At 63.7% G+C, this 24,472-nt stretch carries 36 protein-coding genes; 33 read left to right on the forward strand and 3 right to left on the reverse strand.

The window, feature by feature from the left end:
- Positions 1 to 12 precede the first annotated feature (12 nt).
- Together ACP15N_RS09345 and ACP15N_RS09350 are read right to left on the reverse strand one after the other, a co-directional pair.
- Positions 13 to 1,266 (reverse strand): multidrug effflux MFS transporter, encoded by a 1,254-nt coding sequence (locus tag ACP15N_RS09345; RefSeq protein ID WP_425092121.1) that lies wholly within the window; start codon positions 1,264 to 1,266, stop codon positions 13 to 15.
- 495 nt (positions 1,267 to 1,761) lie between these two features.
- On the reverse strand, positions 1,762 to 2,907 hold the full coding sequence (locus tag ACP15N_RS09350; protein WP_425091969.1) for an XRE family transcriptional regulator: 1,146 nt from the start codon (positions 2,905 to 2,907) through the stop codon (positions 1,762 to 1,764).
- 64 nt (positions 2,908 to 2,971) lie between these two features.
- Here ACP15N_RS09350 and ACP15N_RS09355 point away from each other — a divergent pair, with 64 nt between their 5' ends.
- The 14 genes from ACP15N_RS09355 (at position 2,972) to ACP15N_RS09420 (ending at position 11,148) form a co-directional block, all read left to right on the forward strand.
- Positions 2,972 to 3,220, forward strand: coding sequence for a hypothetical protein (locus ACP15N_RS09355; protein ID WP_425091970.1), 249 nt, complete (start codon positions 2,972 to 2,974; stop codon positions 3,218 to 3,220).
- Positions 3,217 to 3,765 carry a hypothetical protein gene (locus tag ACP15N_RS09360; RefSeq protein ID WP_425091971.1) on the forward strand — a complete coding sequence of 183 codons (549 nt, stop codon included), beginning with the start codon at positions 3,217 to 3,219 and terminating at the stop codon, positions 3,763 to 3,765. The genes ACP15N_RS09355 and ACP15N_RS09360 overlap by 4 nt, the downstream gene beginning before the upstream one ends.
- Complete coding sequence (locus ACP15N_RS09365; protein ID WP_425091972.1) at positions 3,762 to 4,064, forward strand: hypothetical protein; 303 nt, start codon at positions 3,762 to 3,764, stop codon at positions 4,062 to 4,064. The genes ACP15N_RS09360 and ACP15N_RS09365 overlap by 4 nt, the downstream gene beginning before the upstream one ends.
- A 3-nt stretch (positions 4,065 to 4,067) precedes the next feature.
- Entirely contained in the window at positions 4,068 to 4,322 is a 255-nt protein-coding gene (locus tag ACP15N_RS09370; protein ID WP_425091973.1) for a hypothetical protein, read from the forward strand.
- Positions 4,300 to 5,142, forward strand: a complete 843-nt coding sequence (locus ACP15N_RS09375) for a ParB N-terminal domain-containing protein (protein WP_425091974.1) — start codon at positions 4,300 to 4,302, stop codon at positions 5,140 to 5,142. Before ACP15N_RS09370 ends, ACP15N_RS09375 begins: the two co-directional genes overlap by 23 nt.
- Entirely contained in the window at positions 5,139 to 7,262 is a 2,124-nt protein-coding gene (locus ACP15N_RS09380) for a transposase domain-containing protein (RefSeq protein ID WP_425091975.1), read from the forward strand. Before ACP15N_RS09375 ends, ACP15N_RS09380 begins: the two co-directional genes overlap by 4 nt.
- A gap of 97 nt (positions 7,263 to 7,359) precedes the next feature.
- Positions 7,360 to 8,091, forward strand: coding sequence for an AAA family ATPase (locus ACP15N_RS09385; RefSeq protein ID WP_425091976.1), 732 nt, complete (start codon positions 7,360 to 7,362; stop codon positions 8,089 to 8,091).
- Positions 8,088 to 8,624 (forward strand): DeoR family transcriptional regulator, encoded by a 537-nt coding sequence (locus ACP15N_RS09390; protein WP_425091977.1) that lies wholly within the window; start codon positions 8,088 to 8,090, stop codon positions 8,622 to 8,624. The genes ACP15N_RS09385 and ACP15N_RS09390 overlap by 4 nt, the downstream gene beginning before the upstream one ends.
- Positions 8,621 to 9,007: a hypothetical protein gene (locus ACP15N_RS09395; protein WP_425091978.1), complete on the forward strand. Its 387-nt coding sequence runs from the start codon at positions 8,621 to 8,623 to the stop codon at positions 9,005 to 9,007. Before ACP15N_RS09390 ends, ACP15N_RS09395 begins: the two co-directional genes overlap by 4 nt.
- Positions 8,994 to 9,245 carry a hypothetical protein gene (locus tag ACP15N_RS09400; protein WP_425091979.1) on the forward strand — a complete coding sequence of 84 codons (252 nt, stop codon included), beginning with the start codon at positions 8,994 to 8,996 and terminating at the stop codon, positions 9,243 to 9,245. Before ACP15N_RS09395 ends, ACP15N_RS09400 begins: the two co-directional genes overlap by 14 nt.
- Positions 9,242 to 9,565, forward strand: a complete 324-nt coding sequence (locus tag ACP15N_RS09405; protein ID WP_425091980.1) for a hypothetical protein — start codon at positions 9,242 to 9,244, stop codon at positions 9,563 to 9,565. Before ACP15N_RS09400 ends, ACP15N_RS09405 begins: the two co-directional genes overlap by 4 nt.
- The gene (locus ACP15N_RS09410; protein ID WP_425091981.1) at positions 9,562 to 9,777 is read left to right on the forward strand and encodes a hypothetical protein; all 216 of its coding nucleotides are present in this window, start codon (positions 9,562 to 9,564) and stop codon (positions 9,775 to 9,777) included. The genes ACP15N_RS09405 and ACP15N_RS09410 overlap by 4 nt, the downstream gene beginning before the upstream one ends.
- A complete protein-coding gene (locus ACP15N_RS09415; protein WP_425091982.1) occupies positions 9,770 to 10,417 on the forward strand; it encodes a DUF3164 family protein in 648 nt (215 codons plus the stop codon). The genes ACP15N_RS09410 and ACP15N_RS09415 overlap by 8 nt, the downstream gene beginning before the upstream one ends.
- The gene (locus ACP15N_RS09420; RefSeq protein WP_425091983.1) at positions 10,414 to 11,148 is read left to right on the forward strand and encodes a hypothetical protein; all 735 of its coding nucleotides are present in this window, start codon (positions 10,414 to 10,416) and stop codon (positions 11,146 to 11,148) included. Before ACP15N_RS09415 ends, ACP15N_RS09420 begins: the two co-directional genes overlap by 4 nt.
- Positions 11,149 to 11,159: 11 nt before the next feature.
- Here the strand turns inward: ACP15N_RS09420 and ACP15N_RS09425 are convergent, their stop codons facing one another.
- Positions 11,160 to 11,453, reverse strand: a complete 294-nt coding sequence (locus ACP15N_RS09425) for a hypothetical protein (RefSeq protein ID WP_425091984.1) — start codon at positions 11,451 to 11,453, stop codon at positions 11,160 to 11,162.
- Between the two features lie 68 nt (positions 11,454 to 11,521).
- On the opposite strand from ACP15N_RS09425, the gene ACP15N_RS09430 reads away from it, so the two are divergent.
- The 19 genes from ACP15N_RS09430 (at position 11,522) to ACP15N_RS09520 (ending at position 24,409) form a co-directional block, all read left to right on the forward strand.
- On the forward strand, positions 11,522 to 11,974 hold the full coding sequence (locus tag ACP15N_RS09430) for a gp16 family protein (protein ID WP_425091985.1): 453 nt from the start codon (positions 11,522 to 11,524) through the stop codon (positions 11,972 to 11,974).
- The gene (locus tag ACP15N_RS09435; RefSeq protein ID WP_425091986.1) at positions 11,971 to 12,231 is read left to right on the forward strand and encodes a hypothetical protein; all 261 of its coding nucleotides are present in this window, start codon (positions 11,971 to 11,973) and stop codon (positions 12,229 to 12,231) included. The genes ACP15N_RS09430 and ACP15N_RS09435 overlap by 4 nt, the downstream gene beginning before the upstream one ends.
- Positions 12,224 to 12,601 (forward strand): hypothetical protein, encoded by a 378-nt coding sequence (locus ACP15N_RS09440; RefSeq protein WP_425091987.1) that lies wholly within the window; start codon positions 12,224 to 12,226, stop codon positions 12,599 to 12,601. Before ACP15N_RS09435 ends, ACP15N_RS09440 begins: the two co-directional genes overlap by 8 nt.
- 66 nt (positions 12,602 to 12,667) lie before the next feature.
- The gene (locus tag ACP15N_RS09445; protein ID WP_425091988.1) at positions 12,668 to 13,576 is read left to right on the forward strand and encodes an N-acetylmuramoyl-L-alanine amidase; all 909 of its coding nucleotides are present in this window, start codon (positions 12,668 to 12,670) and stop codon (positions 13,574 to 13,576) included.
- A 124-nt stretch (positions 13,577 to 13,700) separates the two neighbouring features.
- Complete coding sequence (locus ACP15N_RS09450; protein ID WP_425091989.1) at positions 13,701 to 14,231, forward strand: hypothetical protein; 531 nt, start codon at positions 13,701 to 13,703, stop codon at positions 14,229 to 14,231.
- Entirely contained in the window at positions 14,228 to 14,551 is a 324-nt protein-coding gene (locus ACP15N_RS09455; protein ID WP_425091990.1) for a hypothetical protein, read from the forward strand. The genes ACP15N_RS09450 and ACP15N_RS09455 overlap by 4 nt, the downstream gene beginning before the upstream one ends.
- Positions 14,551 to 14,955, forward strand: coding sequence for a hypothetical protein (locus tag ACP15N_RS09460; protein ID WP_425091991.1), 405 nt, complete (start codon positions 14,551 to 14,553; stop codon positions 14,953 to 14,955). The genes ACP15N_RS09455 and ACP15N_RS09460 overlap by 1 nt, the downstream gene beginning before the upstream one ends.
- Positions 14,955 to 15,383, forward strand: coding sequence for a DUF2730 family protein (locus ACP15N_RS09465; protein WP_425091992.1), 429 nt, complete (start codon positions 14,955 to 14,957; stop codon positions 15,381 to 15,383). The genes ACP15N_RS09460 and ACP15N_RS09465 overlap by 1 nt, the downstream gene beginning before the upstream one ends.
- Positions 15,380 to 15,682, forward strand: coding sequence for a hypothetical protein (locus ACP15N_RS09470; RefSeq protein WP_425091993.1), 303 nt, complete (start codon positions 15,380 to 15,382; stop codon positions 15,680 to 15,682). Before ACP15N_RS09465 ends, ACP15N_RS09470 begins: the two co-directional genes overlap by 4 nt.
- Position 15,683: 1 nt before the next feature.
- The gene (locus tag ACP15N_RS09475; RefSeq protein WP_425091994.1) at positions 15,684 to 16,235 is read left to right on the forward strand and encodes a phage protein Gp27 family protein; all 552 of its coding nucleotides are present in this window, start codon (positions 15,684 to 15,686) and stop codon (positions 16,233 to 16,235) included.
- 232 nt (positions 16,236 to 16,467) lie between these two features.
- Positions 16,468 to 18,078: a terminase large subunit domain-containing protein gene (locus ACP15N_RS09480; RefSeq protein ID WP_425091995.1), complete on the forward strand. Its 1,611-nt coding sequence runs from the start codon at positions 16,468 to 16,470 to the stop codon at positions 18,076 to 18,078.
- Complete coding sequence (locus ACP15N_RS09485; protein WP_425091996.1) at positions 18,072 to 19,622, forward strand: DUF935 domain-containing protein; 1,551 nt, start codon at positions 18,072 to 18,074, stop codon at positions 19,620 to 19,622. The genes ACP15N_RS09480 and ACP15N_RS09485 overlap by 7 nt, the downstream gene beginning before the upstream one ends.
- A complete protein-coding gene (locus tag ACP15N_RS09490) occupies positions 19,622 to 19,918 on the forward strand; it encodes a hypothetical protein (RefSeq protein WP_425091997.1) in 297 nt (98 codons plus the stop codon). The genes ACP15N_RS09485 and ACP15N_RS09490 overlap by 1 nt, the downstream gene beginning before the upstream one ends.
- Entirely contained in the window at positions 19,911 to 21,266 is a 1,356-nt protein-coding gene (locus tag ACP15N_RS09495; RefSeq protein ID WP_425091998.1) for a phage minor head protein, read from the forward strand. Before ACP15N_RS09490 ends, ACP15N_RS09495 begins: the two co-directional genes overlap by 8 nt.
- Complete coding sequence (locus ACP15N_RS09500) at positions 21,263 to 21,490, forward strand: hypothetical protein (RefSeq protein WP_425091999.1); 228 nt, start codon at positions 21,263 to 21,265, stop codon at positions 21,488 to 21,490. Before ACP15N_RS09495 ends, ACP15N_RS09500 begins: the two co-directional genes overlap by 4 nt.
- 320 nt (positions 21,491 to 21,810) lie before the next feature.
- A complete protein-coding gene (locus ACP15N_RS09505; RefSeq protein ID WP_425092000.1) occupies positions 21,811 to 22,890 on the forward strand; it encodes a phage protease in 1,080 nt (359 codons plus the stop codon).
- Between the two features lies 1 nt (position 22,891).
- Positions 22,892 to 23,275, forward strand: a complete 384-nt coding sequence (locus ACP15N_RS09510; RefSeq protein ID WP_425092001.1) for a DUF2190 family protein — start codon at positions 22,892 to 22,894, stop codon at positions 23,273 to 23,275.
- Between the two features lie 10 nt (positions 23,276 to 23,285).
- The gene (locus ACP15N_RS09515; protein ID WP_425092002.1) at positions 23,286 to 24,179 is read left to right on the forward strand and encodes a Mu-like prophage major head subunit gpT family protein; all 894 of its coding nucleotides are present in this window, start codon (positions 23,286 to 23,288) and stop codon (positions 24,177 to 24,179) included.
- A gap of 11 nt (positions 24,180 to 24,190) precedes the next feature.
- Complete coding sequence (locus ACP15N_RS09520) at positions 24,191 to 24,409, forward strand: hypothetical protein (protein ID WP_425092003.1); 219 nt, start codon at positions 24,191 to 24,193, stop codon at positions 24,407 to 24,409.
- The last annotated feature ends 63 nt before the right edge of the window (positions 24,410 to 24,472 follow it).

The raw sequence follows: 24,472 nt of genomic DNA on the forward strand, positions 1-24,472 counted from the left end.
GTTCTGTTCTTGTTATCCGAATGCCAGTTGCCGCTCGCGCCGGATGACGTAGAGGATCGCGCCAACGGACGCGGCGGAGGTGGTCAGCATCAGGGCCTGCAGCGGGTAGGGTCCCGTGCCCGGCCCCAGAACGACCCCTGCCAGCACCGACATCGCAGCCCCGCCGCCGATCATGAACGCCCCGCCAAGCCCCGAGGCGGTGCCGGCAAGATGTGGGCGCACCGACAGCATCCCGGCATTCGCGTTGGGCAGGGCCATGCCGTTGCCGAAGCCGACGGATGCGACGAGGCCAAAGAAGGTCAGCGGGTGTTTCAGGCCGCCCGCGTAGAGCAGGATCGACAGGGCAAGCCCGGCGGTTGTCAGGATCGTCCCCCACAGGATCATCCGGTTCACCCCGATCCGCCGGGAATACCGGCCCGCGATGAAGTTGCCCGCCACATAGCCGAGCGCGGGCGTGGACAGGTAGAGGCCGAGCGTGGCGGGCTCAAGTCCGAAATGCACGGTGCCCAGATACGGCGCGCCCCCGAGGAAGGCGAAAAACGCCCCCGAACAGAACGCGGCACAGGCCACATAGCCCCAGAACCGGCGGGCGCGCAGCAACTCGGGCGTCTCCTGCATCTGGTCGCGGAAGCTGGCCGAGGTGTGGCGCGCCGTCTCGCCCAGATCGGCCCACAGCAGCGCCCACATCCCGAGTGCACAGATCATCAGCAGCGAGAAAGGCGCGCGCCAGCCAAAGGCCTGATCCAGCAGGCCCCCCACCCCCGGCGCGACCAGGGGCACCAGCGCCATGCCCATGGTTACGTAGCCGATCATCGACGCGGCCTCGTCCGTGTCGAACAGATCGCGCACGATGGTCCTGCTGAGCACGAGCCCCGTCGCCACCACGGCCTGCGCCATGCGAAAAACCAGAAAAACCTCTACCGTGGGGGCGAGGAGCGTGCCGAGGGTGGCCAGCGCGAAGAGCGCCGTCGACCAGAGCAGAACCTTGCGGCGGCCGAACCGGTCCGACAGCGGGCCAACGATCAATTGCAATACTGCGACCGCCATCAGGTAGACCGAGACGCTCAGCTGCATCACCGCGTAATCCGTGGCGAAATAGGACGTCATCCCGGGCAGCGAGGGCAGGAAGATGTTCATCGACATCGCCGCCAGCCCCGCCACCAGCACCAGCGTGATCAGGTGCGGGGGCGTTGTGCGGTCCAGAAAACACGCGCGGCCAGAGCACGGCTTGAGATGAGACTGCGAAGGGGGCGGGGCATCGGACATGAGAGCGGCGTACGCCTCCGGCGCGGCCATGACAAGCGCGCCAGCGCGCAAGGGGGTGTGCAGGAGAATGCGGGATGTTACGTGACACTTATTCCTGCAGTGAAGGCGGAAGAGGGCGGGGGATGGCGGAAGAGTGCGGATGAGCCAACAAAAAAAGGGCTCTGCGGAGGGCGATGATGGGTCGTCACGTAGGAGGCACTTGTCCTGCAGTGCGCACGAAAACGGGCTGAATGCAGGGTCGCTGCAAGGTGTGGCCGCGCCTAGACGCCCACGAGGCCAAGCGGGCGCAATCCCCATTTAAATAAGGTTCAAACGGTCTTTGATGGTCGTTTGAACGCGTAAATCGCGCCACATCTCGAGCCGGTAACTGGGACGAAAGCGTCCCAGTTTGTCGTCAGCGTCCCACTTAGACAAATATCACAACAAAATCAGAGGCATGGCGATTTCACCTGGTCGGCATCATCGCCCTCTAAGTGGGACGGTTTGAGCGGCGGATCAGGATGCTCTCGTGTGCCAAACGATGCGGCCGAGGACGGGCAGTTCCTTATGCAATGTCGGCTTCCCGCCATTGGCTGGCTCTATCAGGAAGCCGCCTCCTTCGATCGGAACGACGCGTGCAAGGCGGACACCATCAGTCGTCGGGAGAACGTAGAAGCCGACACGATCCGGTTTGGTCGTGGAGGTATCGAAGAGCGCAGTTGCATGTGCCGGAATGTCGGGGGCGAGGCTGTTGTCCACCACATGGACGAGCTGGCACTTTGCGGCGTCGAGGCCCTGAGAGCGAAGCCAGGCATCGGGAAGGGCCATCGCCGCGATGACGTTGGTGTGAGAGAAGTCAGTCGGTTGCGCGTCCGTCGCCTCGATCATGCGCAAGCCCCGAGCTGCGAGCGCGTCGTCGCTCAGCCCGGTTGTGCGAGGGTCCGGGATGGCCTTGACGGGCCGCTCGTCAAGGTTCGGCTGGCCGTCAAACACTGCAATGATCGGGTGCAGTGACCGGACATACTTGAGCCGTCGCTCTTCGTCATAGCTTTTCTGAGCGCCGCCCTGGTTCGGCATCCACCCGCGCAGGCTAACCCAATCATCGGTTAGCTTGGTGATACGCTTGATCGCGAGCTTTCCTTCGTGGTCCTCGATCCAGACCCGGTCGCCTTCGACTGGCTTGCGACTGGGGGAGACCACGCAGTATGCGCCCGGCGGGATACCCTCGGGCCGCATGCTGTCCCCACGTGCGACCGCATAGAACGCGTCAGGATCGTCGATCCAGTCCGGTGCAGGCAGCGGGTCTCGAATGGCGTCCGTATCGGCCCAGCCCTGGAGCGAGCATTTGGCCAATCCACGGTGGGGAAGGGTTGCCTTGGTGAACTGAAGCTCGCTGAGGGTCGGGCGGCTACGTCTTGGCCCAAAGTAAAACTCGAGGCCTAGCGCCTCGCCTATAGCGGCAAGGTTCTCAGCAGATGGGGAAGATCCCCTTCGGATCGATTGGATCGCGGACGTGTCCTTCCGCTTAAACGCACGCTGGGTCACCTCAGCTTGTGACAAGCCGAGTTCCGCGCGCCGTTCTTCGATGATGGCCAATATGTGTTGGGGGGTCCACATGGTGTAAAAATGCACCGAAAACGAGTGCGACGATAGTACCGACATGAAAAATTCCTAAAAGTGTAAATTTACATTGCTAATACGGTGTAATGACCGTAAGAGTGTAAATATGCACTATTCGGATCAGATCAAGCTCGCTGAAACTTACGTTGCCCACATGGGCGGCAGCACAGCGACCATTTCCAACAAGATCGTTGGGCACGCGCGGCATTTTAAACGCCTTAAGGAGGGCGGCGGCTGCACGCTCACCAACGCGAAGAAAGTCACTGATTGGTTCGACGCGAACTGGCCAGCGGACCTCGAGTGGCCAGAGGGCATCCAGCGGCCCTCGGCCAAGAAGGTGGAGGACGCGGCATGATCAGGCGTTTGTCCACGCAAGAAGCCGTCCTGAAGCTCACAGAAGGGGCGTCCGAAGGCGAGCGTGTCGAGATCGGCCAAATGCTGCTGCTGTCGACGAAGCTACACGAAGCGGTCAAGCCACTGCGCCAGACCCTTCCCGTGATAGAGCGCCACGCTGGCGATATCGAGGACGCGCATTACCGCCACCTCGAAACCGTCCACAGATCCCGCAACCCGAAGAACCCAACTTCATACCCAGATGAAGCCCCTTCGGCGCGGGCAACTCCCCCGGAGGGCACCGCAGAAAGCGGCTTAGCCTCCGGGGCTTTTTCGTCCCGCTCGCCCGCCGTTGTCCCACTCACGGATCACCACCCGGACGGCGAGCCTGCGACCAGAGGGACCATCCTCCCAAGCGGCACCTCCTCCCGCCGCACCTCCCTCTGGTCGCGCTTCTTAACCTGGTCAAACCGGGTCGATCGATCCTGGACGGGATCGGTCTTCGCTGCCGTCTTCTTCTTCGGAGGGTGGGCGGCTCTCTTCATCATCTCAGGAGTTCTTCAATGACCAATGCCCCCACTTTGGACGCCGCTGCAGCGGTGGCCGAGCCCGCGCTGATCGGATGCGATCTCAGCTTCGACGAGCTGTGTGCCCACTACACGACCATGCGCCAGGCGATGACGCGGATGTCCCTGCTGAACCTGCAGCTCCGCCAGAACAACGGCGATGCGCAGGCAGACGAGCTGCTCAACCAGTTTGATCGCGCCTGCGATGACTTTCTGGCGTCAAACGCGCCTCTGGAGATCGCTGGCCTCTGGCGCATGAAGGATGAGGCGTACCTGCGCACGGATCAGGCTGTCACCTGACCCATGAACGCGGCGAGCCTCAAAAGGAGCCCCCGCCTGCAGCGCACCTTGCGTGTGCTTCAGCGCGGCGGGGCGTTCACCACAAGAGACCTCGTTCGCAAGGCCCGCATCCTAGCCGTCAATTCCGTCATCGCGGAGCTGCGGCAGAACGGATGCGTCATCGAGTGCCGGACAGAGACCCTGAAGGGGCAGCGCCGGTATTTCTATCAACTGATCAGCAGCCCGGAGGGATGGGATGCGAAAAGCAAAACTGATTGAGAGTATTTCAGAAGTGCCCGTTGCGGAGATTTTGGCCGAAGACCGGTTGAGACCGGTCGTTGAAACGGGTGTTCAAAGCCTTATTGAAAGCATCGAGAAACTCGGTGTCCTGAAGGACCCGATCCACGTCCGCAAGGTCAAGCACAAGAAGGGTCAGCTCGTCCTGATCGCAGGCGCGCATCGCTTGGCAGCCGCCAAGGCGCTGGGCTGGAAGGTGATCCCCGCCAAGGTCTGGGATTGCACCGACGACTGGGCGTCGCTGATGGAAATCGACGACAACCTGTCGGGTGCGGATCTCGACACCATCGACCTGTGTGTGTTCCTCGCGGAGCGGAAGCGCGTCTATGAGCGCCTGCACCCGGAGACGAAGAAGGGCGGCGTGCGAGGCAACCAGCACACCGGCGGGAGGCAAACGGACACGATGTCCTTTTGCCAAAACGTCGCTCAACAGCGCGACCTCACGGACCGCCAAATCCGTCGACTGGTTGCCGCTGGAACGGCACTCGGCCGAGACGAGGTCAGCCGCCTGAGAAACGCGCCCAGCAAGGTCACGCTGGCCGATCTTCAGGAGATCGCCAAGGCCGGGCCTGTGGAGCGCTACGACATCGTCGCAGCGCTGTCGGTGGGAAAGGCAAAAACCGCCAAAGAGGCGCTGTCGCAAGCCAAGGGCGAGGTTGAAAAGCCTTCCCGAACAGATGCCGCATTCTTGAAGCTGCAGGATGCCTGGGCGCGCGCGCCCAAGGAGGCGCAGCGTTCGTTCGTATCTGAAAACCGCTCCCTTCTTGTTGAGCTTCTTTCTGCCGAAGGAGAGAGCTCATGAGGGCAGCATCTCCGTCCAAAATGTGGTGGTCCGTCGCCGATCTCGAAAAGAAGAACCTGCCGGGGTTGCCTAGCAGCAGGAGACGCATCGGGCAGTATGCGGTCTCGAACGGCTGGCAGGATCATCCAAAGCTTGCGAGGCGGCGCAGGGGCCAAGGTGGGGGTTGGGAGTACCACTGGAGCCTGCTCCCTGTTGCAGCGCAGCGCAAGCTCATCAGTGAAGAGGACGTGCGACCGAACCCTGCTCTCGCAGAGCGTGGTGATGCCTGGGCCGCTTTCGAGGCTCTGCCCGAAAAGACAAAAGCGAAGGCGCGCGACAGGCTCGAGATAATCAATCGCGTGATGCTCTTCGAAGCAGGGGGCATACCGAGGACCCACGCCGTTCAGGAAGCCGCCAACATTTCCGGTTGTAGCGCGCGCGCGATTTGGAACTGGTTTGAACTGATTGAAGGCATCGCGCACGAAGACCGGCTGGCACATCTCGCGCCGCGTCATCGAACCTCGCCCCGAAAGGTCGCGAAGGCGGGGTGCGATCAGGCGTTCTGGGATTTGCTCAAGTCCAACTTTCTCCGCCTCGGCGAGCCGACGTTTCGGAAATGCTATGACGATGCGTGCGAAGTGGCCGTTTCGAAAGGCTGGCAGGTGCTTCATTACCGCACCGCTCTGCGCCGCATGGACTGCGAAGTGCCGCAGGTGGTGCAGGTCTTCGCCCGCCAGGGCGAGGCAGGGCTCGCGCGCAAGTTCCCCCCTCAGATCCGCGACAAGACGAGCATGGTCGCGATGGAGGGGGTCAACGCCGACTGCCACAAGATCGATGTCTTTGTCGAATGGCCCGACGGGACCGTGAACCGCCCCCAGATCGTGGCGTTCCAGGACCTCTACTCTGGTAAAATCCTGAGCTGGCGGGTGGATCACGCGCCCAACAAGGTCGCGGTGATGGCCGCCTTCGGCGAAATGATCGAGCGCTACGGCATCCCGCGCCACTGCACGTTCGACAACGGGCGCGAATTTGCCAACAAGTGGCTGACGGGCGGTGCCCCGACGCGGTTCCGCTTCAAGGTGCGCGACGACGAGCCGCTCGGCATCCTGACCCTTCTGGGGATCGAGGTGCATTGGGCCCGCCCTGGGCACGGCCAAGCCAAGCCGATCGAGCGGGCCTTTGGGGATATCGCGCAGCGGATCTCCAAGGATGCCCGGTTTCAGGGGGCCTATGTCGGCCACAAGCCCGATGCCAAGCCCGAGAACTACGGCAGCCGCGCGGTGCCCTCGGGTGAGTTCCTGCGGGTCCTGGCCGAAGGGATCGAGAAGCACAACGCGCGGGCGGGCCGATTGACGGAGACCGCGAACGGGCGCTCGTTCGACGAGACCTTCGCGACCAGCTACGCCAACGCACCGGTCCGCAAGGCCACCGAAGAGCAACGCCGCCTTTGGTTGATGGGGCAGGAGGTGCGCAAGCTGCACGCCACCCACGGCACGGTCACGCTTTTCAAGAACGGGTACTGGTCGGACTGGATGAGCGAGTGCGCGGGTCAGGAAGTGGTCCTGCGGTTCGATCCGGATCACCTTCAGGAAGGCCTCTACGTCTACGACAAGGACGGGGCCTATCTGGGGTTCGCAGCCTGCCGCGAGAAGGTGGGCTTCTACGATCTGACCGGTGCACGGGAGGCCGCGCGGCTGGAGCGCAAGCGCAAACGCGCTGTGCGCGAGCTGGAGAAGCTGCACAGACCGATGTCGGTCGATCAGGTGGCCGCGCATCTGGACGCGGCGTCGCGCCCCACGAGCGCGCCGGAGGCGCTGGAGGCCAAGGTCGTGGCCCCGGATTTCAGATCGGGTCCGCGCAGGCCGCAGGTTTCAAGTCCAGCCTATGAGCCCGAGCAGACAGACGAGGAACGCGCCGCCCGCGAGGACTTCGTTGCCCAGTTCCCGACCAAGACCGCAGCACCTGTCGAAGAAGACCCGCGCGCGCTCTTCAAGCGCATGCTGGCGCTGGAGCAGGCCGCAGAGGCCGGAGAGCGCCTTGGCGAGGTCGAGGCCCGCAAGCTGCGCGGATACCAGCAGACGGCGGAGTACAGCGCCTTCAAGAAGCTCTTCGAGCAGTTCGGAGAGGAGGCACTGGGATGACAGTGGAGCTTCAACACACCCCAAGAAACGAAAAACCGCGCCCGGCTGGTACCCGGAGCGCGGCTGGAACCATGAGCAGTCACTCACAGGAGAAACTATGACAGAGCAGACCCCCAGCATCAAGCCTCTGCGCAACGTGGCCGCGATGGCCACGCTGATGCAGCGCCTTGAAACCCGACTGCCCGGCCTCGAGGGCATGGCAGTCTTCTACGGACCCAGCGGGTACGGCAAGACCTTCGCCGCCACCCATTGCGCCCTGGTCGACCCCTACGCCATCCACGTGGTGGTGCAGGACGTCTGGACCAAGCGCAGCTTCTGCGAGGCGATCCTCGTGGAGCTTGGGATCAAGCCGAAACACACCGTCACCAACCTCGTCAACCAGGTGCAGGAAGGTCTGATCAACTCGGGTCGCCCGCTGATCGTGGACGAGGCCGACCGCGCGGCCAAGCGCGGCATGATCGAGATGATCCGGGACATTCACGACAACTCGGGCTGCCCGATCATCCTTGTCGGCGAGGAGACCCTGCCGCAGGCGCTCATGAAGTGGGAGCGGGTGCATGGGCGCATGCTCGACTGGGTCGCGGCCGAGCCTGCGGACCTTCAGGACGCAAAGCTGCTGGCGCAGCACTACGCCAAGGGGGTCGAGGTCGGCGAGGATCTGTTGAAGAAGATGGTGGTTGAGACGCGCGGATCGATCAGGCGCATCACCGTGAACTGCGCGCAGATCCGCGAATTCGGCATGCGGCAAGGCCTCGACGCGGTCGGTGTGGCGGAGTTCACAAAGCCGCTCTTTGTGGGCGAGCCGCCCAAGATGCGGGGCCTGTCATGAGCGCACCGGATCTGACCACCGACGGGCAGAAAGCGATCTGGGACGAGATCACGAAAGTCGGCGCGTTGAGCGTCCATGAGATCGCGCAGGTGACGGGATACTCCAACGCCTCGGTGCGCAGGTATCTCAGGAAGTGGGTGAAGGAGGGACATCTCGAGCGACGCGAGCGCGATGGTGTCACGCTCTGGCTTCGGTCCAACGGCGTCGCCCGTCCCAAGTCAGCGGCCCCGCAAACCCCGCAGGAGGCCATGTGGCGCATCCTGCGCATTCGCAAGGCCTTCGACCGCAATGACCTGCGCCTTGATCTGTCGCAGGCCGGGATCGAGGTCTCCGACAGCCTCATGGACGGGTTCATCCAAACGCTTCTGCGCGCGGGGTATCTGAAGGTCGAGATCCGGGCCAACCAGAGCCGTGTGGCACGCTACCGGCTGGCGCGAGACACCGGGCCGAAGCCGCCCAAGACCGCGCGCCGCGAGATCGTCATCGATGACAACACCGGCGACCTGATGCACGTGCAGGGGGTCGAGCTATGAGCGAGCGGATGGAACGTGCCCTCGACGGATGGGGCCCGCAGCTTCCCGATTGGATCTTTGTCCTGGTGGAGCAGTGCGAGATCGCGAGCCAGAACAAGGTGGCCAAGCGGATCAGCTACACGCCCGCCGTGGTCAGTCAGGTGATCGGCAATTGCTATGCGGGCCAGATCGAGAACGTCGAGCAGCGTGTGCGCGCCGTGTTCATGAACCCGGCCCACAACTGCCCCGCAATGCTCGAAGAGATCAGCGCCGAGACCTGCCTGCACTGGCAGCTCAAGGCCACGAAGCCCTTCCGCGCCGGACCGCCGCTGATGGTGCGGATGTATCGGGCCTGTCCGCGCTGCGCGCATTTCAAACAAGGAACATCCCATGCAGGTGATTGAGGATCTGAAGGCCGCAGCGGATGCGTGTCTTGACGAAGAGGCTCTGACGGAGCTGGCGGTAACCTTGGCAGTTGAGGCTGCCAATCACGAACAGTTGCATCGTGCATTGTTCGGAGCCGTCGCAGCCCTGATTTCCGCCCCGGAATACACCGACGAAGAGAGCAGCAAGATGCTGGACGGCATATCGACCGCAGTGTCCAAGTGGAGGGCTATCGAAGCAGCCGGAGGCACCGCATGAGCCCGCTTGCTCCGATACTCGATCCGGTCGAGGTGACCGTGCTGCGCGAAGAGGTGCGCAAGAGGTTGCATCTTGCCGTGGCGCAGCGTGGTGGCGTGGCCGCTCAGTTTGCGCGTCGCGGCGGGGTCAGCGAGCAGTTGCTCTGGCAGGCCATGCGCGACGAGGGCTTCTCGTCGCCCCGAGCTGACACCATGGCCGGGCTCTGCCTTGGCAACAACGTCGCGCCGAGCTGGCTGCTGTTGGGCGTCGGGCCCATCGCGCTGGACCACGTCTGGCGTCCGTGCCCGGTCTGCGTCCCCCGGCTGGAGGGCGTGGCATGAGCAGGTTTTCCGCCGATCAGATGTGCGAGCTTGCCGACGAGGCGATCGCGTCGATCGACAAGCGGGGCCGTCGCGGCACCTCGCTTGTCACCTACGACCAGATCGAGGCGATGGCCTGCCTGATCGTCGCCCTGCGCGACGAGGTGCAGCGGCTGCAGCCGGTCTGGGACGAAGACCCCAACGAACAAACCGAGGAGAGCACAGATGACTGAGAAACCCGGTCGTATGATCCACAACGGCGAGGAATACATCGCTGACGCACACGGTGGCATGATGCCGGTTCGCCTGGTCAAGCCCCAAGACCTGCTGGAGGACGAGGTTGTCCGCAAGATCATGGGCTACGCCGAGGAGCTGAGCGCGCAGGTCGCGCGGTTCAAGGGCCACACGTTCGACGACATCGGCGGCTTCGACGCGCTTCTGGCGCAGGAGTATGGCGCGAGCAAAGGCGGGGCCAAGGGCAACAAGACGCTGATGTCCCATGACGGGCTGATGAAGGTCTCGGTTCAGGTGCAGGATCACATTGATTTCGGGCCGCAGCTCCAGATCGCCAAGTCCCTGATCGACGAATGCCTGAACGAATGGTCCGCCGACAGTCGCCCCGAGATCCGCGCGATCGTGACCCGCGCGTTCAACACCGACAAGGAAGGTCAGATCAACCGCGCCGAGATCTTCATGCTGTTGCGGCTGGAGATCGCCGACAGGCGCTGGCAGGAGGCCATGCGCGCAATCCGGGATGCCATGCGCGTGGTGGCGACCAAGACCTACGTGCGGTTCTACCGCCGCCCAGTGCAGGACGCGCCCTGGGAGGCTGTGACGATCGATATGGCGAAGGCCAAGGAGGTGGCGTCATGAGCTTCTACGCAATCGAAGACGACGAGCACGGTGCGGTCGTGATGGAGATCAAGCAGGTGCGCATCGCCAAGTTCGAGCTGCGAACGCACGCCGAGCTGTTCGTGAAGGCGCTGCAGGACAAGGAACCTCAACCCCCGATGGAGGTGTCGGGTCTGGTAATGACGCAAACGCAGGAGGGTGCTGCGATCAGCAAGGACCCTGCGGCCGCACCGCCCCCGTCGCTCGAAGAGATCGCGACGGATGTCGAAGGCAGGACAGCGGCGGCGGCTGTGCTGAAAGAGGCACGCGAACGCCGCTCTCCCCCGTCGCTCCCGGTAGTGCCAAAGGGCGCAGAAGCCGTCCCTGTCGAACAGATGGCGGACCCCAGCCGCCCGAAGGCCAAGGTCGTGGACAGCGAGGAGGCCGCCTACAAGACGGCAATGTCGCGCCTCGAGAATGGCGAGAAGTGCGCTGAGGTGGCCGACGACATGGGCCTGCCCTTTGGCAGGCTGCGCGCAAAGTGGGCGTCTCGAAAGCGGCTGCAGGCCAAGGCCGTGGCAGAGCGCCCGGACAAGGTGGCGCGCAAACCAGCCAAATGGACCGACGAGCTGGAGCTGGAGCTGCTCTGCACCAATGGCGACGCCGAGAAGATCACCGCCTTCGCCGACACCAATGGAATAGCCCGCCCGATCGTTCAGGCGAAATTCGACGCGATGATCAAGGACACCGAGAACGCGTTGGGGCAGGACTGATGGGGAGCCACTCAGCCTTGCTCGCGCGCGGCGCTCATAGCCTCTCGGATAGTGCGGTTCATGTCGGCCTCGCACGCATCGATCATTGCGTCGATCAGCGCAAACTCTCGGGTCGGATCGACGTCCCCGGCCACGCCAGCGGTCAGCCCGTCGAGAGCGGCCCCGTAGTAGTTGGCGACAGGTTCAGCGAAGAGTTCGGGGTCTTGAAGAAACACCCCGATGACAAGGCAGCTCTTGTCCAGCAAGTCTTCGGCCAGGGCGGTGGTCGGCATCAAAAGGGCCAGAGCGATCAAAAAGGTCTTCATGAAAAATCTCCTTCGCCTTTAAAGGTGGTGGGTGCGGCCGGTTTTTGCAATCCCTTCGGTGCACTCCAATGAGCGCCCTGCGCCGCAAGATCTTCGTCGGGTGCCGGGAGCTGAGGCTGGACGATGACACGCGCCGCGAGCTGCAGTTGCAGGTCACCGGCAAGGCGTCCCTGTCGGACATGACCGAGCCCGAGTTGAAGAAGGTCGTCAAGGAGCTCGAAAAACGGGGCTTCAAGCCCGTTTCAAAGGGCCGCAAATACCGGCCCGCGCCGCGCGCGGACCTGCGGCTCTGTCACAAGCTCTGGGGCCTCTTGGGGGAGGCAGGGGCGCTGGATCAGCCGGGACGAGCCGGGCTCAACGCCTTCGTGCGCAAGCAGTTCGGCGATGCCTGGTCCAGCGTGCCTGCGGATATCGACATGTTGCGCGACGCCGAGCAGATCAATGCGATCGTGCAGGCGCTGATGGCGATGTGTCGCCGCCATAATGTGCCGGGCTATGACGAAGGGCGGATGCGCCGATGAAGAAGCCCCGCAGCCGCGTCACCGATCATACCCTGGTCAAGTATGTCGAGCTTGTCGAAGGCTTGAGCCTGGACGAGATGCGCGCGCACATTGCGAAGCTCGTCGAAACAGGGGTCGAGGAGAAGGCGACGGGCGTTCGCGTGGGCAAGTTCATCTACCGTCTTTCTGGAAACCGGGTGGTCGATATCTACCCCGCCTCCCTCCCGAACAAACGCACCGGCTGCGTCAAGCATCCCAAGGTCGACCGCGATGCTTGAAGGCGTCGCGGGCGAGATCGAAGGCGTGATCGGGCTGGAGAGCGCGCTGCGTCTCTTCGACGTGGTCGGCGGTCTCGACATCGACATCCCCAAGGCCCCGCACGGCTCCAAGCTCGCCCAGATCATCGGCGAGGATGATTGCCTGCGCATGATCGCCTATTTCGGGCACGGGCGTCTGAGTGTGCCCATGGGGCCCGACAAGGGGCTGAAGGGGCGGCGCAGGAAAGGCTATCGCATGCTGCGCGACGGTGCTACGCATACCGACGTGGCCCGCGCCTGCGACGTGCACCTGCGGTCTGTCGCCAATTGGGCGCGCGAGCTTAGATCCACGGACAGCTCCCCGGACCAGCTCCCCCTCGACCTCCCCTGAAACCTTTCAGGGGGTATTCCCTGAACCGGCTGCGGCAATCTCCCGAAAAAATGGAGCTTGCCCCCAATGCCCGACATCCCGAAAACCGTTCCCGGTATCCCGTTTCGTGAGGCCAACAATATCGGCGGCCTGATCGTGCCGGAGATCGTGGTGATCCACGACACCGCGTCGCGGATCGAGAAGGGCAATGCCGCCCGCTACCTGCGCAACAACAGCGCACCTGTCAGTGTCCACTTCGTGATCGAGCGGGACGGGTCTGTGGAGCAACAGGTCCCGCTTTACAACGAGGCCTGGCACGCGGGCCGGTCGCACTACCACGGGCGCGACGGGGTCAACGAGTTTTCCATCGGGATCGAGCTGGTCAATCCCGGCCGCATGACCGACGCGGGATCTGACGCGGCGCGGACTTGGTTTGGTGAGCCGGTGCTGAAGAGCGGCCCGCCGCACGAACGCGCCATTTTCGCCGAAACACACGAACACGGCTCTGGTTGGTGGATGGGCTACCCGCAGGCGCAGCTCGACGCCCTGATCGATCTGCTGGAGCGGCTGTTCGTCATGATCCCCGGCCTGCACGATATTCGCGGGCACTGGTACATCTCGCCCGGCCGCAAGGTGGACCCAAACCCGCTCTTCCCGATGGAGCAGATCCGCACGCGCATCCTTGGCCGCGATCGGGCTGACGCCGAACCCGAGGTGGACGAGGGCAAGAACGTCTGGCTGTTCGAGGAAGACTATGACGAGCCTATGGTCCAGATCGAACTGGGCCAGATCATGCGCGACGACAAACTCAACATGCGCCGCTGGCCGTCCTTCAATCCGAACGTGATTGCGCAGATCCCCGACGGCGCGGTCGTGCCCGTCACCCGGCAAGGACTGTTCGACGGGCGGAGCTGGCTGCGCGTTACCTATGCCGGGCAGGAGGGATGGATCGTGGCGCGCTACACCGCGCCGATCCGCGTGGAGGAAGTGTCTTGAACGGCGGGGCCGACGGCGTGGTCGTTGCCGTGAGCTGGCGGCAGATGTGGGGGCATCTCAGACGCCGGGGGGGTTTTGCCCTCGCCCCGCCGTTCAAGGCAATTCGAGCAAAAGGAGATCGCCCGTGAGCGACAGGTTCCAGAAGCTGAAAGAGATCCTGGGCGCGGTCGCGCCAACCGTGGCGACTGCACTCGGCGGGCCGCTGGCCGGGCTCGCCACCAAGGCCGTAGCCGAGAAGCTGACCGGCAACCCCGATGCGTCGGAGGAAGACCTTGTCGCCGCGATCAGCAGCGGCGAGGACCTGATCAAGCTGAAGGAGCTCGAGCTGGAGTTCAAAACGCAGCTCCAGAACGCGGGTATAAAGCTGGAGGAGATCGCCGCCGAAGACCGTGACAGCGCGCGCAGGCGCGAAGTCGAAACCGGTGACCGGACGCCAGCGATCCTCGGCGCGGTGATCCTCGCGGGTTTCTTCGGGGTTCTCGGGCTCTTGTTCTTCCAGGGCCTGCCCGAGGCCGGGGGCGAGATCGTCGTCGGTGTCATCGGTATCCTGGGCGGTCTGTGCGCACAGGTCGGCAACTATTTCTTCGGCTCGAGCGCCGGGTCGAAGTCCAAGAACGCGATCATCGCGGATCTTAAGGGAAAGGTGGCCGCATGAAAAAGCCAAACCTGATCGATACGCTGATCATCGGGGCGCTCGTCTTGATCACGGCCTGCGTGATCATGACCGCGCGTGCCTACGCCCTGGTGCCGTGCACCAACCGGGAGGCGGTCGTGGAGCGCCTGACGACCGTCTATGGCGAGATGCAGGTCGCCACGGGCATTGCTGCGAACGGCAGCGCCTTTGAAGTGTTCGTCTCGCCCTCCGGGACCTGGACGGTTTTCACCAGCTCGGGAGAGGGTAGCGCCTGCATGCTGGCCTCCGGCACGGACTGGTCGCGGTTCGGGATCGTGCCTGAAGACCCGGAGGCGCACTGATGGACATGGGCTATAACGGGCTTACCGTCGCCAGTCATACCGTGATGGTGATGCTCCTGATCCTGATCGCGGCGCGTGGATTGCACGGTCTCAGCACGATCCGCGTGGACCGACATGTCCTTGACCGAATGGGGGTCGCGCTGGCGATCGCCTGCCTGGCGATCGGGATCGAGCGTGCCTACTACGTCATGGCCCGCCTGCTCGCGCGCTACGGCGAGGATCTCTGGCAAGCGCACCCGTTGCCCGAGGTTTTGAGCCTCGTGATGTCGCTTGGGCTTTACGGGCTGATGGTGCCGATCATGCTCCACACGTTCGAGACCCGGAATGCCGCCATCCGGCGGATCTGCCTCGAGCTGAGTGGTCTCGGCCTGCTCTGGCTTGGTCTTGCGTGGGCGCTGTTCTAATGGAAGTGCTGGACTGGCTGAAAGCAACCGAGCTGCTGGTCGGGCTGGTGCTGACCTTCTTTGGCGGGGGCGTGGGCGCGATCTTCTGGATACAGCGCCGCATCAAGGCGAGCGCGCAGGAAACGCAAGCCGAGCTCAAGGAGCCTCTGAACGAGAATGGCCGCCGTATCGCCGAGATCAAGGTGAATATGGATCGCCTGACCGGGGAGGTCAGCGCGCTCGACAGTCGGCTGAAGGTGGTCGAGAGCGACGTTCGCCAAGCGCCCAGCAAGGACGATGTTCACCAGCTCGAACTGCAGCTTGCGGGCATGTCCGGTGCCCTGCGCGAGCTGGGCGCAGACATGCGCGGGACCAAGGACCTGCTCGGCAGCGTCAAGGCCGCGCTCGACCGTCAGGAACAGTTTCTTCTGAACAAGGGTGGGACATGACCAGCTACCTTGACCACATGCGCCAGCATGCCCGCATTGCGATCCTGCGGTTTCTGGAAGGCGCGCCCAGCTACACCAGCAACGCCTCGATGCTGGCCGGGCTGCTGCCCCAGGTGGGGATCAGCTACACCCGCGACCAGATCGTTGGCGAGCTGACATGGCTGGAGGAGCAGGGGCTCGTTTCGACCAAGACGCATTCGGACGATTTCGTGATCGCGACGGCCACGCAGCGCGGTGTCGAGGTCGCCACCGGGGTCGCAACCTATCCCGGTGTGCAGCGCCCGCGACCGGGGAGCTGACATGCCCTCACCGAAGAAACTGGACCTGATCCCCGTCGAACTGAAGGACCGCCTCGCGCAGGAGCTTGCAACGCGCGGTTTCGGCGACATCGTGGACGTGACCGAGGCACTCAACTTCTGGCTTGAGGAGGAGGGGCTGGAGATCCGCGTCGGCAAGACGGCCGTCGGAGAGTTCTCCAAGGCGCTGAAGGATCAGCGCGAGGCGTTCTCGATGGCCGAGACGCTTCTGGCGGATATGGACATCGAGCAGGAGAGCGATCTGCACAAGGTGCTGATGCAGATGATCGCCACCTCCGCCGTGCAGATGATGAAGGCCGTACGCGAGCAGGACGGGCATCTCGAGGCCAAGGAGCTGATGTCGCTCGGCCGCATGCTCAAGGACCTGATGCAGTCGGCGGGTATCCGCGAGAAGATCATGTCCGACGAGCGGGAACGGATCGCGGTCGAAGCTCGCAAGAACGCCGCTGACGGCGTGGCCAAGAAGTCGACCGAGCTCGGCCTGTCGGCAGATACCGTCGAAGCGATCAAAGCGCAGATCCTTGGTGTGAGTTGATGGAACGTGTCACCTGCCTCTGTCCTGGTTGTAGGCGAACGACTGGGAAACCCTGCAGCGAGTACATCTGCGGTAAGCACTGGACCACCGTGCCACGTCGTCTCCGCCGCCGGTGGTTCAAGTATCGCGATCGGGCTCGGCGGGATGACCGCTGGTGGGGTGTCGCCATGAAGTGCTGGGGGCGCTGCAAGAAGGCAGCGATCGACGAGGCCCTGATGGGGGTTCATTTCTGATGGACGGAGCGCCGATCACGAAAGAAGAGTGGCAGGAGCATCGCGACGAAGCGCGCCAGACGCTCCCCGACGAGCTCAAGAAGGCCGAGAGCCTGCCCGCAGTGCTTTTGTCATATCAAGCCAAGTTGCTGGCGACGACCGCGCTGCATCCTCTGGTCATCTGCGAGAAGTCGCGCCGGATCGGGATGACGTGGGCGGTCGCGGCCGATGCGGTTTTGTCGGCTGGCGCATCACGCTCTGCCAAGGGCATGGATGTCCTTTACATCGGCTACAACCTCGACATGGCGCGCGAGTTCATCGACACGTGTGCGATGTGGGCCAAGGCCTTCATGCCTGCGGCCTCAGGCGTCGAAGAGTTCCTTTTCAAGGATCAGGACGAAGAGGGCGCAGACAAGGACATCACTGCGTTCCGGATCCGCTTCGCATCCGGGTTTGAGATCGTGGCGCTGACGTCGAAGCCCCGGTCGTTGCGCGGTCGTCAGGGCTATGTGATCTTCGACGAAGCCGCGTTCCATGACGCGCTAGAAGAGCTGTTGAAGGCGGCAGTCGCACTCCTGATGTGGGGCGGCAAGGTCTTGGTGATCAGCACGCATGACGGCGCTGACAACCCGTTTAACGAGTTCATAAACGAGATCCGCAGCAAGCGCCGTGATGGCGAAGTGCTGAAAGTCACGTTTGACGACGCGATCGCGGACGGGCTCTACGAGCGCATCGCCATGGTCAGAGGACTTGAGCAAACGCCAGAGGCTCGGCTCGAATTCGTCCAGCAGATACTCGGCTATTATGCCGACGACGCGAACGAAGAGCTTCATTGCATCCCCAAGGCGGGCACCGGTGCTTTTCTGTCGGGCGCATTGATCGAAGCGTGCATGTCCAAAGAACATTCTGTCGCGCGCCTCGAATGCCCCGATGGTTTCCAGCTCCGCCCAAAGCATGAGCGGACGGCCTATGTCGATAAATGGCTCGACGAGAATGTCGGCCCCGCGCTCCTGCGCATGGACCCGGATCTGAGATCGGCACTGGGGGAAGACTTTGCGCGCACGACTGACCTGAGTGTTCTGGCGATCGGGCAGGAGGCAAAGAACCTCGATCTGATCGTGCGACTGATCATCGAGATGAAGAACACGCCGATCCGCGAGCAGAAGCGGGTGATCCGCTACGTGATCGAGCGCATGCCGCGGTTCAACGGCGCAAAGTTCGATGCGACCGGCAACGGTCTCGGTCTAGCAGAGTGGGCGCAGGAGAAGTTTGGGTATCACCTGATCGAAGCCGTCACGATCAACGTTGCGTGGTACCTAGCGATGATGCCGCCGCTCAAAGGCCGGTTCGAGGACCAAACGATCTCCTTGGTGGCCGATGCCGACGTGAAGTCAGACCTTCGCGCGCTGCGCCTTGTCCGAGGCGTTCCGACACTACCAGACACGCGGGAGAAGGGGCGACATGGCGACGCCGCGATCGCACTGGCAATGCTCGACGCGGCGATCGCGGCCGAGCCTATGGAATACGCCTATGAAGGCGGTTCAAACGTCGGTCAAAGCCCGCTGTTCTCCGGCAAGGCGGACGATGACGACGACAAATGGAAAAGCCCGGCGGAGTTGGGGACATGGTAAAGCTGCTCGATCAATACGGCCGGGACATGAAGCGTCCGGCGGCGCGGGAACTCGACGACGAGATCGCGGCACCGGGCTTCGGGTCGGTTCGTCAGATCACACAAGGCCACCCGGCGGATGGCCTGCGGCCGCAGCGTCTGGCGGCGATCCTCAAGAACGCCGAGGTGAACGACGCGACCGAGTTCCTGCAAATGGCAGAGCAGCTCGAGGAGAAGGATCTGCACTACGCTGCCGTCCTTGGCGTGCGCAAGCGTGCCGTGCGCAATCTGGAGCTGGTGGTCGAGGCCGGGGGCGAGACCGATGCCGACCAGGACGCGGCCGCCCTGGTGCGCGCCGAGCTGGAGAAGCCGGTCGTGCGCCGGGCGCTGCCGCATATCATGGACGCGCTCGGCAAGGGGTACTCGGTCAACGAGATCCTCTGGGATCGCACCAAGGAGCCCTGGACGATCCGGGCGATCAAGTTCCGCGACCCCACGTGGTTCAAGTATGACACGGTCGATGGGGAGACGCTGCGTTTGCGCGACAACACCGGTGAGCTCGATCTGCCCTTCGGGCGGTTCGTCTATCACCGGGCGGAGCTCAAGTCTGGCCTGCCGATCCGTGCCGGTCTCGCGCGGCTTTGTGCCTGGGCCTACATGTTCAAGAACTACACCCTGCGCGACTGGGCGATCTTTCTGACCACCTACGGCCACCCGGTGCGCGTGGGCAAGTACGACACCAGCGCCACCGAAGAGGACAAGCGGACGCTGCTGCGTGCGATGCGTCAGGTCGGCACCGACATGGCGGCGATTATGCCGCGCTCGATGGAGGCCGAGTTCATCAATGCGGCCGTCACGGGCGGCGACAAGATGTTCGAGACCTCCGCACGGTATTGGGACGAGCAGTTGTCCAAGGCCGTTCTGGGGCAGGTCGCCACCACGGACGCGATCGCGGGCGGGCATGCCGTGGGCAAGATCCACGAGCTGGTGCGCTCGGACATCCGCGATGCCGATGGCGAACAGCTCGCCGCCACGCTCGAGGCCGACATCGCCCGGCCGCTGGTGGTCTGGAACCACGGGCCTAACGTCGCCTGCCCGGCGATCTCGCTGGTCTCGCCGAAGGAGCACGACCCTGCCCAGATGATGCAGGCGATCAATACATTCGGCCCGAAGGGTCTGAAGGTCCCTGTCGCCGTCGTGCAAGAGACCTACGGCATCCGGGAGCCGGAGGAGGGCGAGGCGCTGCTCGATTTCTCGCGGGCGGTCCCACGTGGTGGTGCGCTGGACGACAGCACGCCCGATCCGTCGGACGTCACACAGCGCGAGGCATCCGCCGCGATCAGCGGTCTGATCGATCAGGTGCGCGACGGGCCTTACGCGGAACCGGGCGACGAGCTGGTCGAAGCGTTCCTTGAGGCGCTGGAGGGCGCGGAGACGCCCGAGGAGGCGCGCGATATCCTGGAAGACCTGATGACGCAAACGCCGCCGGAGAAGCTCGCAGAGTTCCTGGCACGTCTGGCCTTCAATGCACGGCTCGCTGGAGAGCTGGGCGCGGACATCGGCTGATGACGGAATTAGAGTTCGTACAGTCCTGGCTCAGGGATATCGAGGAGGCCTCCGGGGTCAATGCCGCTGACGCGGAGATGATGCGCCTGATCGAACAGCGTTTGAAGAACGGTCTGACCCCGCTCTTTCGTCCCGGCATGTCAGTCCGGGTCGCTGAGGATATTTGCGGGATGGTCGAATGCGTGCGCTATCAGCGCGGTTTCTCTTTTGCGCAGTACCAGGTGAGCTGGTGGTGTGACGGCGCGCGCGTCTACGAATGGTTCGTCGAGCCAGACGTGAAAGCGATCGATGCCTGAGCGTGTCGAGCTCGCACCCCGGAGTCCGCGCGAGGCGGTCGAGTATTTCCGGTCCAAAGGGTACGCACCCAGCACCCAGCGGTTTGACTGGCGCGACGTCTGGCGCGAGGAACACGCGCGCATGTTCGTCGTGGCCAAGGCCGCGCAGGACGATGTCCTGACCACGATCCGATCCGAGCTGGACCTTGCCCTGGCACAGGGGCGCACGCTCGACCAGTTCCGCACCGATCTGCGCCCCCGGCTGCAGGCGGCGGGCTGGTGGGGCAAGGCGATCGAGGCAGATCCCCAGACGGGTGAGGCGCGCGAGGTCCAGCTCGGGTCCAACCACCGCCTGCGCGTGATCTATGACACGAACATGCGCACGTCCTACGCCGCCGGGCGGTGGGCGCGCATCCAGCGGACGAAGGCGGCGCTGCCGTTCCTGCAGTACCGGCAGGTGCAGCGCCCCTCCCGACGCGACGAGCACGAGCCCTATCACGGGATTATCCTGCCCGTGGATCACCCCGCCTGGGCGGCGATCTATCCGCCAAACGGGTGGTTTTGTGCCTGCAGCGTGCGCCAGCTCTCGCGCCGCCAGATGGAGCGCGAAGGCCTGCGCGTGACCGAAGACTTCGAGCTCGACACGTTGCCCTGGATAAACCCGCGCACCGGCGAGACCTCCGAGCTGCCCCTGGGCGTGTCGCCGGGGTTTGACAGCAACCCCGGCATGGCATGGCTCGACATGCGCGCGGCTTACGATGCGACCAGCGTGGATCTGGCACAGGACTTTCGTCCGATGGACCGGGCCCTGGTCGAGGAGGTGCGCGCGCGGGGCGTGCGCGACGGCGTCGAGAGCCTTGCCGTCTACGATCTTGCGGCAGACGCAGAAGACGGGGTGCTCGACTGGAATGCAGGCAACCGTGGCAATGTCGGCTTTACCCCGGCGATGCGGGCCGCGCTGAGGCGCGACGGAGCCAAGGGAGTTGCGATCCACAACCACCCATCGTCCACCGCGTTCAGCCCGGCCGACTTCAAGGTCATGCTCGGTTCACGCGGGCTCGACACGCTGGTGGCGGTGGGTCACGACGGCAGCCTGTACCGCGCATCGAGGCGGACGGCCAAGGTTGTGCCCGCAGAGTTGATCGACGAGGTGCAGCTTGTCGCCCGTGAGCTGCTGGCGGCCGCGCGGGCCGAGGGATTGGTGAGCGGAGTTGATGCGCAGCACCTGCTCCCCCATATACTAAGCCTGACGATGGATCGCGTCGGAGCCGTCAGATATCGGTTCTCGCTGAGCTTTCGGATGCGTCAGGCGATCGACCAGAATGAGCTGTTGATCGAACAAGTCGTGGAGGCTTTGACACGGGCATGACCGAGGTGCAGGGATGGACAGAAGGACCGGTGTCGTTCGACATCGAGGTCTGGCGGCAGCATCTGGCTGACCTGAAGGCACGCCGCGATGACATCCCCGACTACGACCGTGCTGTGGCCGAGGCGGAACGCACCATCGCGATCCTTGCCGGAGAGCCACGTCCGCAAGGCGGCGAAAGCCCGGCAGCGGCCCTGCGCGCCTTTCTGAACGCCGAAACCCCCTAGAGCCGCTCAGATGCCCCAGAAACCGCCGAGCCGGTCTTTCGGGCGTCGTCATCCGTGAAAACCCGACTTGGCGCTGTGGACCCGTTTAATAGGTATTCAAATCGCGTCCTGACGCCAGCAGGTGGCGCGCATTTGCCGCCAGCGGTTGCAGCACGGCGATTTCTTCCCTTTTCGTGAAATGTCAGATCCGGGATCAGGACTGTTGCGCGAACGCGCTCACCTGGTCCATGCTGTGCCCACGCTCCCCCGTTTTCCGACCTGCATTCCCCCTGAAACCTTTCAGGGGTCAGGCGCATATTGCGCGCGCCTATGGTCGCCCCATGACTATCGAAGCGAACACCAAGCACGGCGACCCGATCGTCCTGGCCAGCCTTGAGAGCGGAGCGGAAAGCTCCGAGATCGAGATCATGCCGGTGGGCGAGGTGCGCCATAGCGGCGAGAAGAAACCCTTCTTCGTCAGCGATCCGGAGGCTTTGATCCGGGCCAGCTTCCAGGACCTGCCAAACGGCATGAGCGAGCTCGCTATCGACTTCGACCATTCGTCCGACAAGCCGGATGTCAACAAGACACGGCAGTCCACCCGCGCGGCGGGCTGGATCTCGAAGATGGAAGTGCGCGACGGCAAGGTCATTGCGACAGTCGACTGGACACCTGTTGGTCGCGCGGCTGTCGAGGGTCGCGAGTACCGCTCGATCTCGCCCGTGTTCCAGGTCCGCAAGTCGGATCGCCAGATCGTTCGCATCACGCGCGCCGCGCTCACCAACACACCGGCAATTCGGGAGCTGTCCCGGATTGCCTCAGATCCCACTGAAGAAGGAGAACAGGGCATGTCACTAGCCCGGATTGCGAAGGCCCTAGGCCTCGCTGAGGACGCGGCCGAGGACGTGGTTCTCGCATCGGCTGCGACGGTCATCGCGAAAGCGAGCCAGTTGGACACCGTCCTGGAGGCCGCAGGCCACGAGGGCGAGGTCACCGACGAGGCGATCGCCACGGTGACCGCGAGCCTGAAGGCCGAAGGCGGCGAGCCGGACCCGAGCAAGTTCGTCTCGATGACCGAGTACACCAAACTCGCGGCTGAGGTTGCGACGCTGACCAAAGACACGGCAACCGACAAGGCAGAGGCGGCGGTTACGGCTGCTTTGAAGGGCGGCAAGATCACCCCCGCGATGAAGGACGTCGCCACCAAACTGGCTTCGTCCGACCTGAAGGCGTTCAACGACTGGATTGCCACCATGCCGACATTCGTCACCGATGGCGAGGTGATCTCCGGAGTGAAGGCCGCAAAGGTCGACGGTCAGTTGACCGAAGCGCAGAAGACCGTCTGCGCCTCGATGGGCCTGTCGGAAGACGCCTATCTCGCAACACTGTCGGGCAACGCGCCCGAGAAGAAGGAGGCCTAAGATGGCACCTCTGACCAAAGATCGCGCGCACGGCACGCATGACGGCATCCAGTTCGGCGATCCCGTCGCGGCGGGCGCTGTCATCTACGCGGGTGCGCTCGTGCAGCTCGACGCGGCGGGCAATGCCCTGCCTGCCGTCGCAGGCGGCAACACCGTGCGCGGCATTGCAATGGTGCAGGCCAACAACGCAGGCGGCTCGGCTGGCGACATCACCGTCGAGATCCGCAAGGGCACCTTCCGGTTCGCCAACAACGGCCTGACGCGCGCCGACATCGGCACGATCGTCAAGGTCACCGATGACCAGACCGTGGGCGGCGCAGGTGCGGCGGACGCGGGCGAGCTCGTCGACATCGATGCAGGCGGTGCCTGGGTCAAGATTTCCTGAGGAGACAGGCATGGACTTCAACACAGACACCCTTGAGGCGGTCAACGCCGGGATCGTCACCGCCTTCAACCAGTCGCTGACCGGCGCGGAGACCACCTACGGCCGCGTGGCCATGACGGTACGCTCGACTTCCAAGGCCAACGTCTATCCAAAGCTGTCGGACATTCCCGGCATGCGGAAATGGGTCGGCTCGCGTCACGTGCACCGGCTGGAAAGCGACGGCTTCGTCATCCAGAATGACAGCTACGAGAACACGATCGCCGTTGCGGTGAACGACATCGCCGATGATGAGATCGGCCTTTACTCAATGCTGGCGGCTGAGTTCGGTCAGGCTGCCGCAGAGTTGCCAGACGAACTCGTCTGGCCCCAGCTCGAAAGCGGGTTCACAGAAACCCACTACGATGGGCAGTTTTTCTTCGACACGGACCATCCGGTCGAGGACGAGAACGGCAACGAACAGTCGGTCTCCAATTTCCAAGGCGGATCGGGGGCTGCATGGTATCTGATGGACACACGACGGGTCATAATGCCGATCATCTTTCAGGATCGGCTGGCCGCGCAAATCGTGGCCATGACGAACCTGACCGATCCCAACGTCTTCAACCTGGACGAGCTGCAGTGGGGCGCAAAGCGGCGCTGCGCCACCGGGTTTGGGGCATGGCAGTTGGCTTTTGCTTCGAAAGAGCCACTGACCCCTGAAAGCTACGCAGACGCCAAAGCGCAGATGCAGGCCATGCGTGGGCACAAGGGCCGCAAGCTGGCGATGCGCCCAAGCCTTCTCGTTGTCGGCAACTCGAATGAGAGTGCGGCCAAGGAGCTGCTCAAAATTGAGCGGAAAGAGGGCGGGGCGGGCAACATCCACTTTAACGATGTGGACCTCCACGTCGAAACCCGCCTGAGCTGAGGAGCCTTTCCATGACGGACAGCAAACAGACCACACAAGCGGCCGCCAAGGCCGCGAAACCCGCCGCCGTCTATGTCGTGCATTGCCACGCCAAGGATGGACGCCGTCGCGGCGGCACGCGCTGGGACCACGGCAAGACCGAGGTGCCCGCGAGCAAGATGACCAAGAAGATGCTGGCGGCGCTCGAAGCCGATGGCCTCTTCAGCGTGATGGCGCCGCCCGAGGGCTGAGCGGAATACACCGCAGAGCGGGCAGTGATGCGAGATGGGAAACGCCGGGGCGCCTGTCTTGAA

This window comes from Tropicimonas sp. S265A (assembly GCF_049800835.1).
In the GTDB taxonomy this organism is placed as follows: Bacteria; Pseudomonadota; Alphaproteobacteria; order Rhodobacterales; family Rhodobacteraceae; genus Dinoroseobacter.

What these genes read in the sequence shown, in the direction of transcription:
- ACP15N_RS09345 (WP_425092121.1), bottom strand. Translation starts at nt 1,266, where the DNA reads ATGTCCGATGCCCCGCCCCCTTCGCAGTCTCATCTCAAGCCGTGCTCT.
- ACP15N_RS09350 (WP_425091969.1), bottom strand. Translation starts at nt 2,907, where the DNA reads ATGTCGGTACTATCGTCGCACTCGTTTTCGGTGCATTTTTACACCATG.
- ACP15N_RS09355 (WP_425091970.1), top strand. Translation starts at nt 2,972, where the DNA reads ATGCACTATTCGGATCAGATCAAGCTCGCTGAAACTTACGTTGCCCAC.
- ACP15N_RS09360 (WP_425091971.1), top strand. Translation starts at nt 3,217, where the DNA reads ATGATCAGGCGTTTGTCCACGCAAGAAGCCGTCCTGAAGCTCACAGAA.
- ACP15N_RS09365 (WP_425091972.1), top strand. Translation starts at nt 3,762, where the DNA reads ATGACCAATGCCCCCACTTTGGACGCCGCTGCAGCGGTGGCCGAGCCC.
- ACP15N_RS09370 (WP_425091973.1), top strand. Translation starts at nt 4,068, where the DNA reads ATGAACGCGGCGAGCCTCAAAAGGAGCCCCCGCCTGCAGCGCACCTTG.
- ACP15N_RS09375 (WP_425091974.1), top strand. Translation starts at nt 4,300, where the DNA reads ATGCGAAAAGCAAAACTGATTGAGAGTATTTCAGAAGTGCCCGTTGCG.
- ACP15N_RS09380 (WP_425091975.1), top strand. Translation starts at nt 5,139, where the DNA reads ATGAGGGCAGCATCTCCGTCCAAAATGTGGTGGTCCGTCGCCGATCTC.
- ACP15N_RS09385 (WP_425091976.1), top strand. Translation starts at nt 7,360, where the DNA reads ATGACAGAGCAGACCCCCAGCATCAAGCCTCTGCGCAACGTGGCCGCG.
- ACP15N_RS09390 (WP_425091977.1), top strand. Translation starts at nt 8,088, where the DNA reads ATGAGCGCACCGGATCTGACCACCGACGGGCAGAAAGCGATCTGGGAC.
- ACP15N_RS09395 (WP_425091978.1), top strand. Translation starts at nt 8,621, where the DNA reads ATGAGCGAGCGGATGGAACGTGCCCTCGACGGATGGGGCCCGCAGCTT.
- ACP15N_RS09400 (WP_425091979.1), top strand. Translation starts at nt 8,994, where the DNA reads ATGCAGGTGATTGAGGATCTGAAGGCCGCAGCGGATGCGTGTCTTGAC.
- ACP15N_RS09405 (WP_425091980.1), top strand. Translation starts at nt 9,242, where the DNA reads ATGAGCCCGCTTGCTCCGATACTCGATCCGGTCGAGGTGACCGTGCTG.
- ACP15N_RS09410 (WP_425091981.1), top strand. Translation starts at nt 9,562, where the DNA reads ATGAGCAGGTTTTCCGCCGATCAGATGTGCGAGCTTGCCGACGAGGCG.
- ACP15N_RS09415 (WP_425091982.1), top strand. Translation starts at nt 9,770, where the DNA reads ATGACTGAGAAACCCGGTCGTATGATCCACAACGGCGAGGAATACATC.
- ACP15N_RS09420 (WP_425091983.1), top strand. Translation starts at nt 10,414, where the DNA reads ATGAGCTTCTACGCAATCGAAGACGACGAGCACGGTGCGGTCGTGATG.
- ACP15N_RS09425 (WP_425091984.1), bottom strand. Translation starts at nt 11,453, where the DNA reads ATGAAGACCTTTTTGATCGCTCTGGCCCTTTTGATGCCGACCACCGCC.
- ACP15N_RS09430 (WP_425091985.1), top strand. Translation starts at nt 11,522, where the DNA reads ATGAGCGCCCTGCGCCGCAAGATCTTCGTCGGGTGCCGGGAGCTGAGG.
- ACP15N_RS09435 (WP_425091986.1), top strand. Translation starts at nt 11,971, where the DNA reads ATGAAGAAGCCCCGCAGCCGCGTCACCGATCATACCCTGGTCAAGTAT.
- ACP15N_RS09440 (WP_425091987.1), top strand. Translation starts at nt 12,224, where the DNA reads ATGCTTGAAGGCGTCGCGGGCGAGATCGAAGGCGTGATCGGGCTGGAG.
- ACP15N_RS09445 (WP_425091988.1), top strand. Translation starts at nt 12,668, where the DNA reads ATGCCCGACATCCCGAAAACCGTTCCCGGTATCCCGTTTCGTGAGGCC.
- ACP15N_RS09455 (WP_425091990.1), top strand. Translation starts at nt 14,228, where the DNA reads ATGAAAAAGCCAAACCTGATCGATACGCTGATCATCGGGGCGCTCGTC.
- ACP15N_RS09460 (WP_425091991.1), top strand. Translation starts at nt 14,551, where the DNA reads ATGGACATGGGCTATAACGGGCTTACCGTCGCCAGTCATACCGTGATG.
- ACP15N_RS09465 (WP_425091992.1), top strand. Translation starts at nt 14,955, where the DNA reads ATGGAAGTGCTGGACTGGCTGAAAGCAACCGAGCTGCTGGTCGGGCTG.
- ACP15N_RS09470 (WP_425091993.1), top strand. Translation starts at nt 15,380, where the DNA reads ATGACCAGCTACCTTGACCACATGCGCCAGCATGCCCGCATTGCGATC.
- ACP15N_RS09475 (WP_425091994.1), top strand. Translation starts at nt 15,684, where the DNA reads ATGCCCTCACCGAAGAAACTGGACCTGATCCCCGTCGAACTGAAGGAC.
- ACP15N_RS09480 (WP_425091995.1), top strand. Translation starts at nt 16,468, where the DNA reads ATGGACGGAGCGCCGATCACGAAAGAAGAGTGGCAGGAGCATCGCGAC.
- ACP15N_RS09485 (WP_425091996.1), top strand. Translation starts at nt 18,072, where the DNA reads ATGGTAAAGCTGCTCGATCAATACGGCCGGGACATGAAGCGTCCGGCG.
- ACP15N_RS09490 (WP_425091997.1), top strand. Translation starts at nt 19,622, where the DNA reads ATGACGGAATTAGAGTTCGTACAGTCCTGGCTCAGGGATATCGAGGAG.
- ACP15N_RS09495 (WP_425091998.1), top strand. Translation starts at nt 19,911, where the DNA reads ATGCCTGAGCGTGTCGAGCTCGCACCCCGGAGTCCGCGCGAGGCGGTC.
- ACP15N_RS09500 (WP_425091999.1), top strand. Translation starts at nt 21,263, where the DNA reads ATGACCGAGGTGCAGGGATGGACAGAAGGACCGGTGTCGTTCGACATC.
- ACP15N_RS09505 (WP_425092000.1), top strand. Translation starts at nt 21,811, where the DNA reads ATGACTATCGAAGCGAACACCAAGCACGGCGACCCGATCGTCCTGGCC.
- ACP15N_RS09510 (WP_425092001.1), top strand. Translation starts at nt 22,892, where the DNA reads ATGGCACCTCTGACCAAAGATCGCGCGCACGGCACGCATGACGGCATC.
- ACP15N_RS09515 (WP_425092002.1), top strand. Translation starts at nt 23,286, where the DNA reads ATGGACTTCAACACAGACACCCTTGAGGCGGTCAACGCCGGGATCGTC.
- ACP15N_RS09520 (WP_425092003.1), top strand. Translation starts at nt 24,191, where the DNA reads ATGACGGACAGCAAACAGACCACACAAGCGGCCGCCAAGGCCGCGAAA.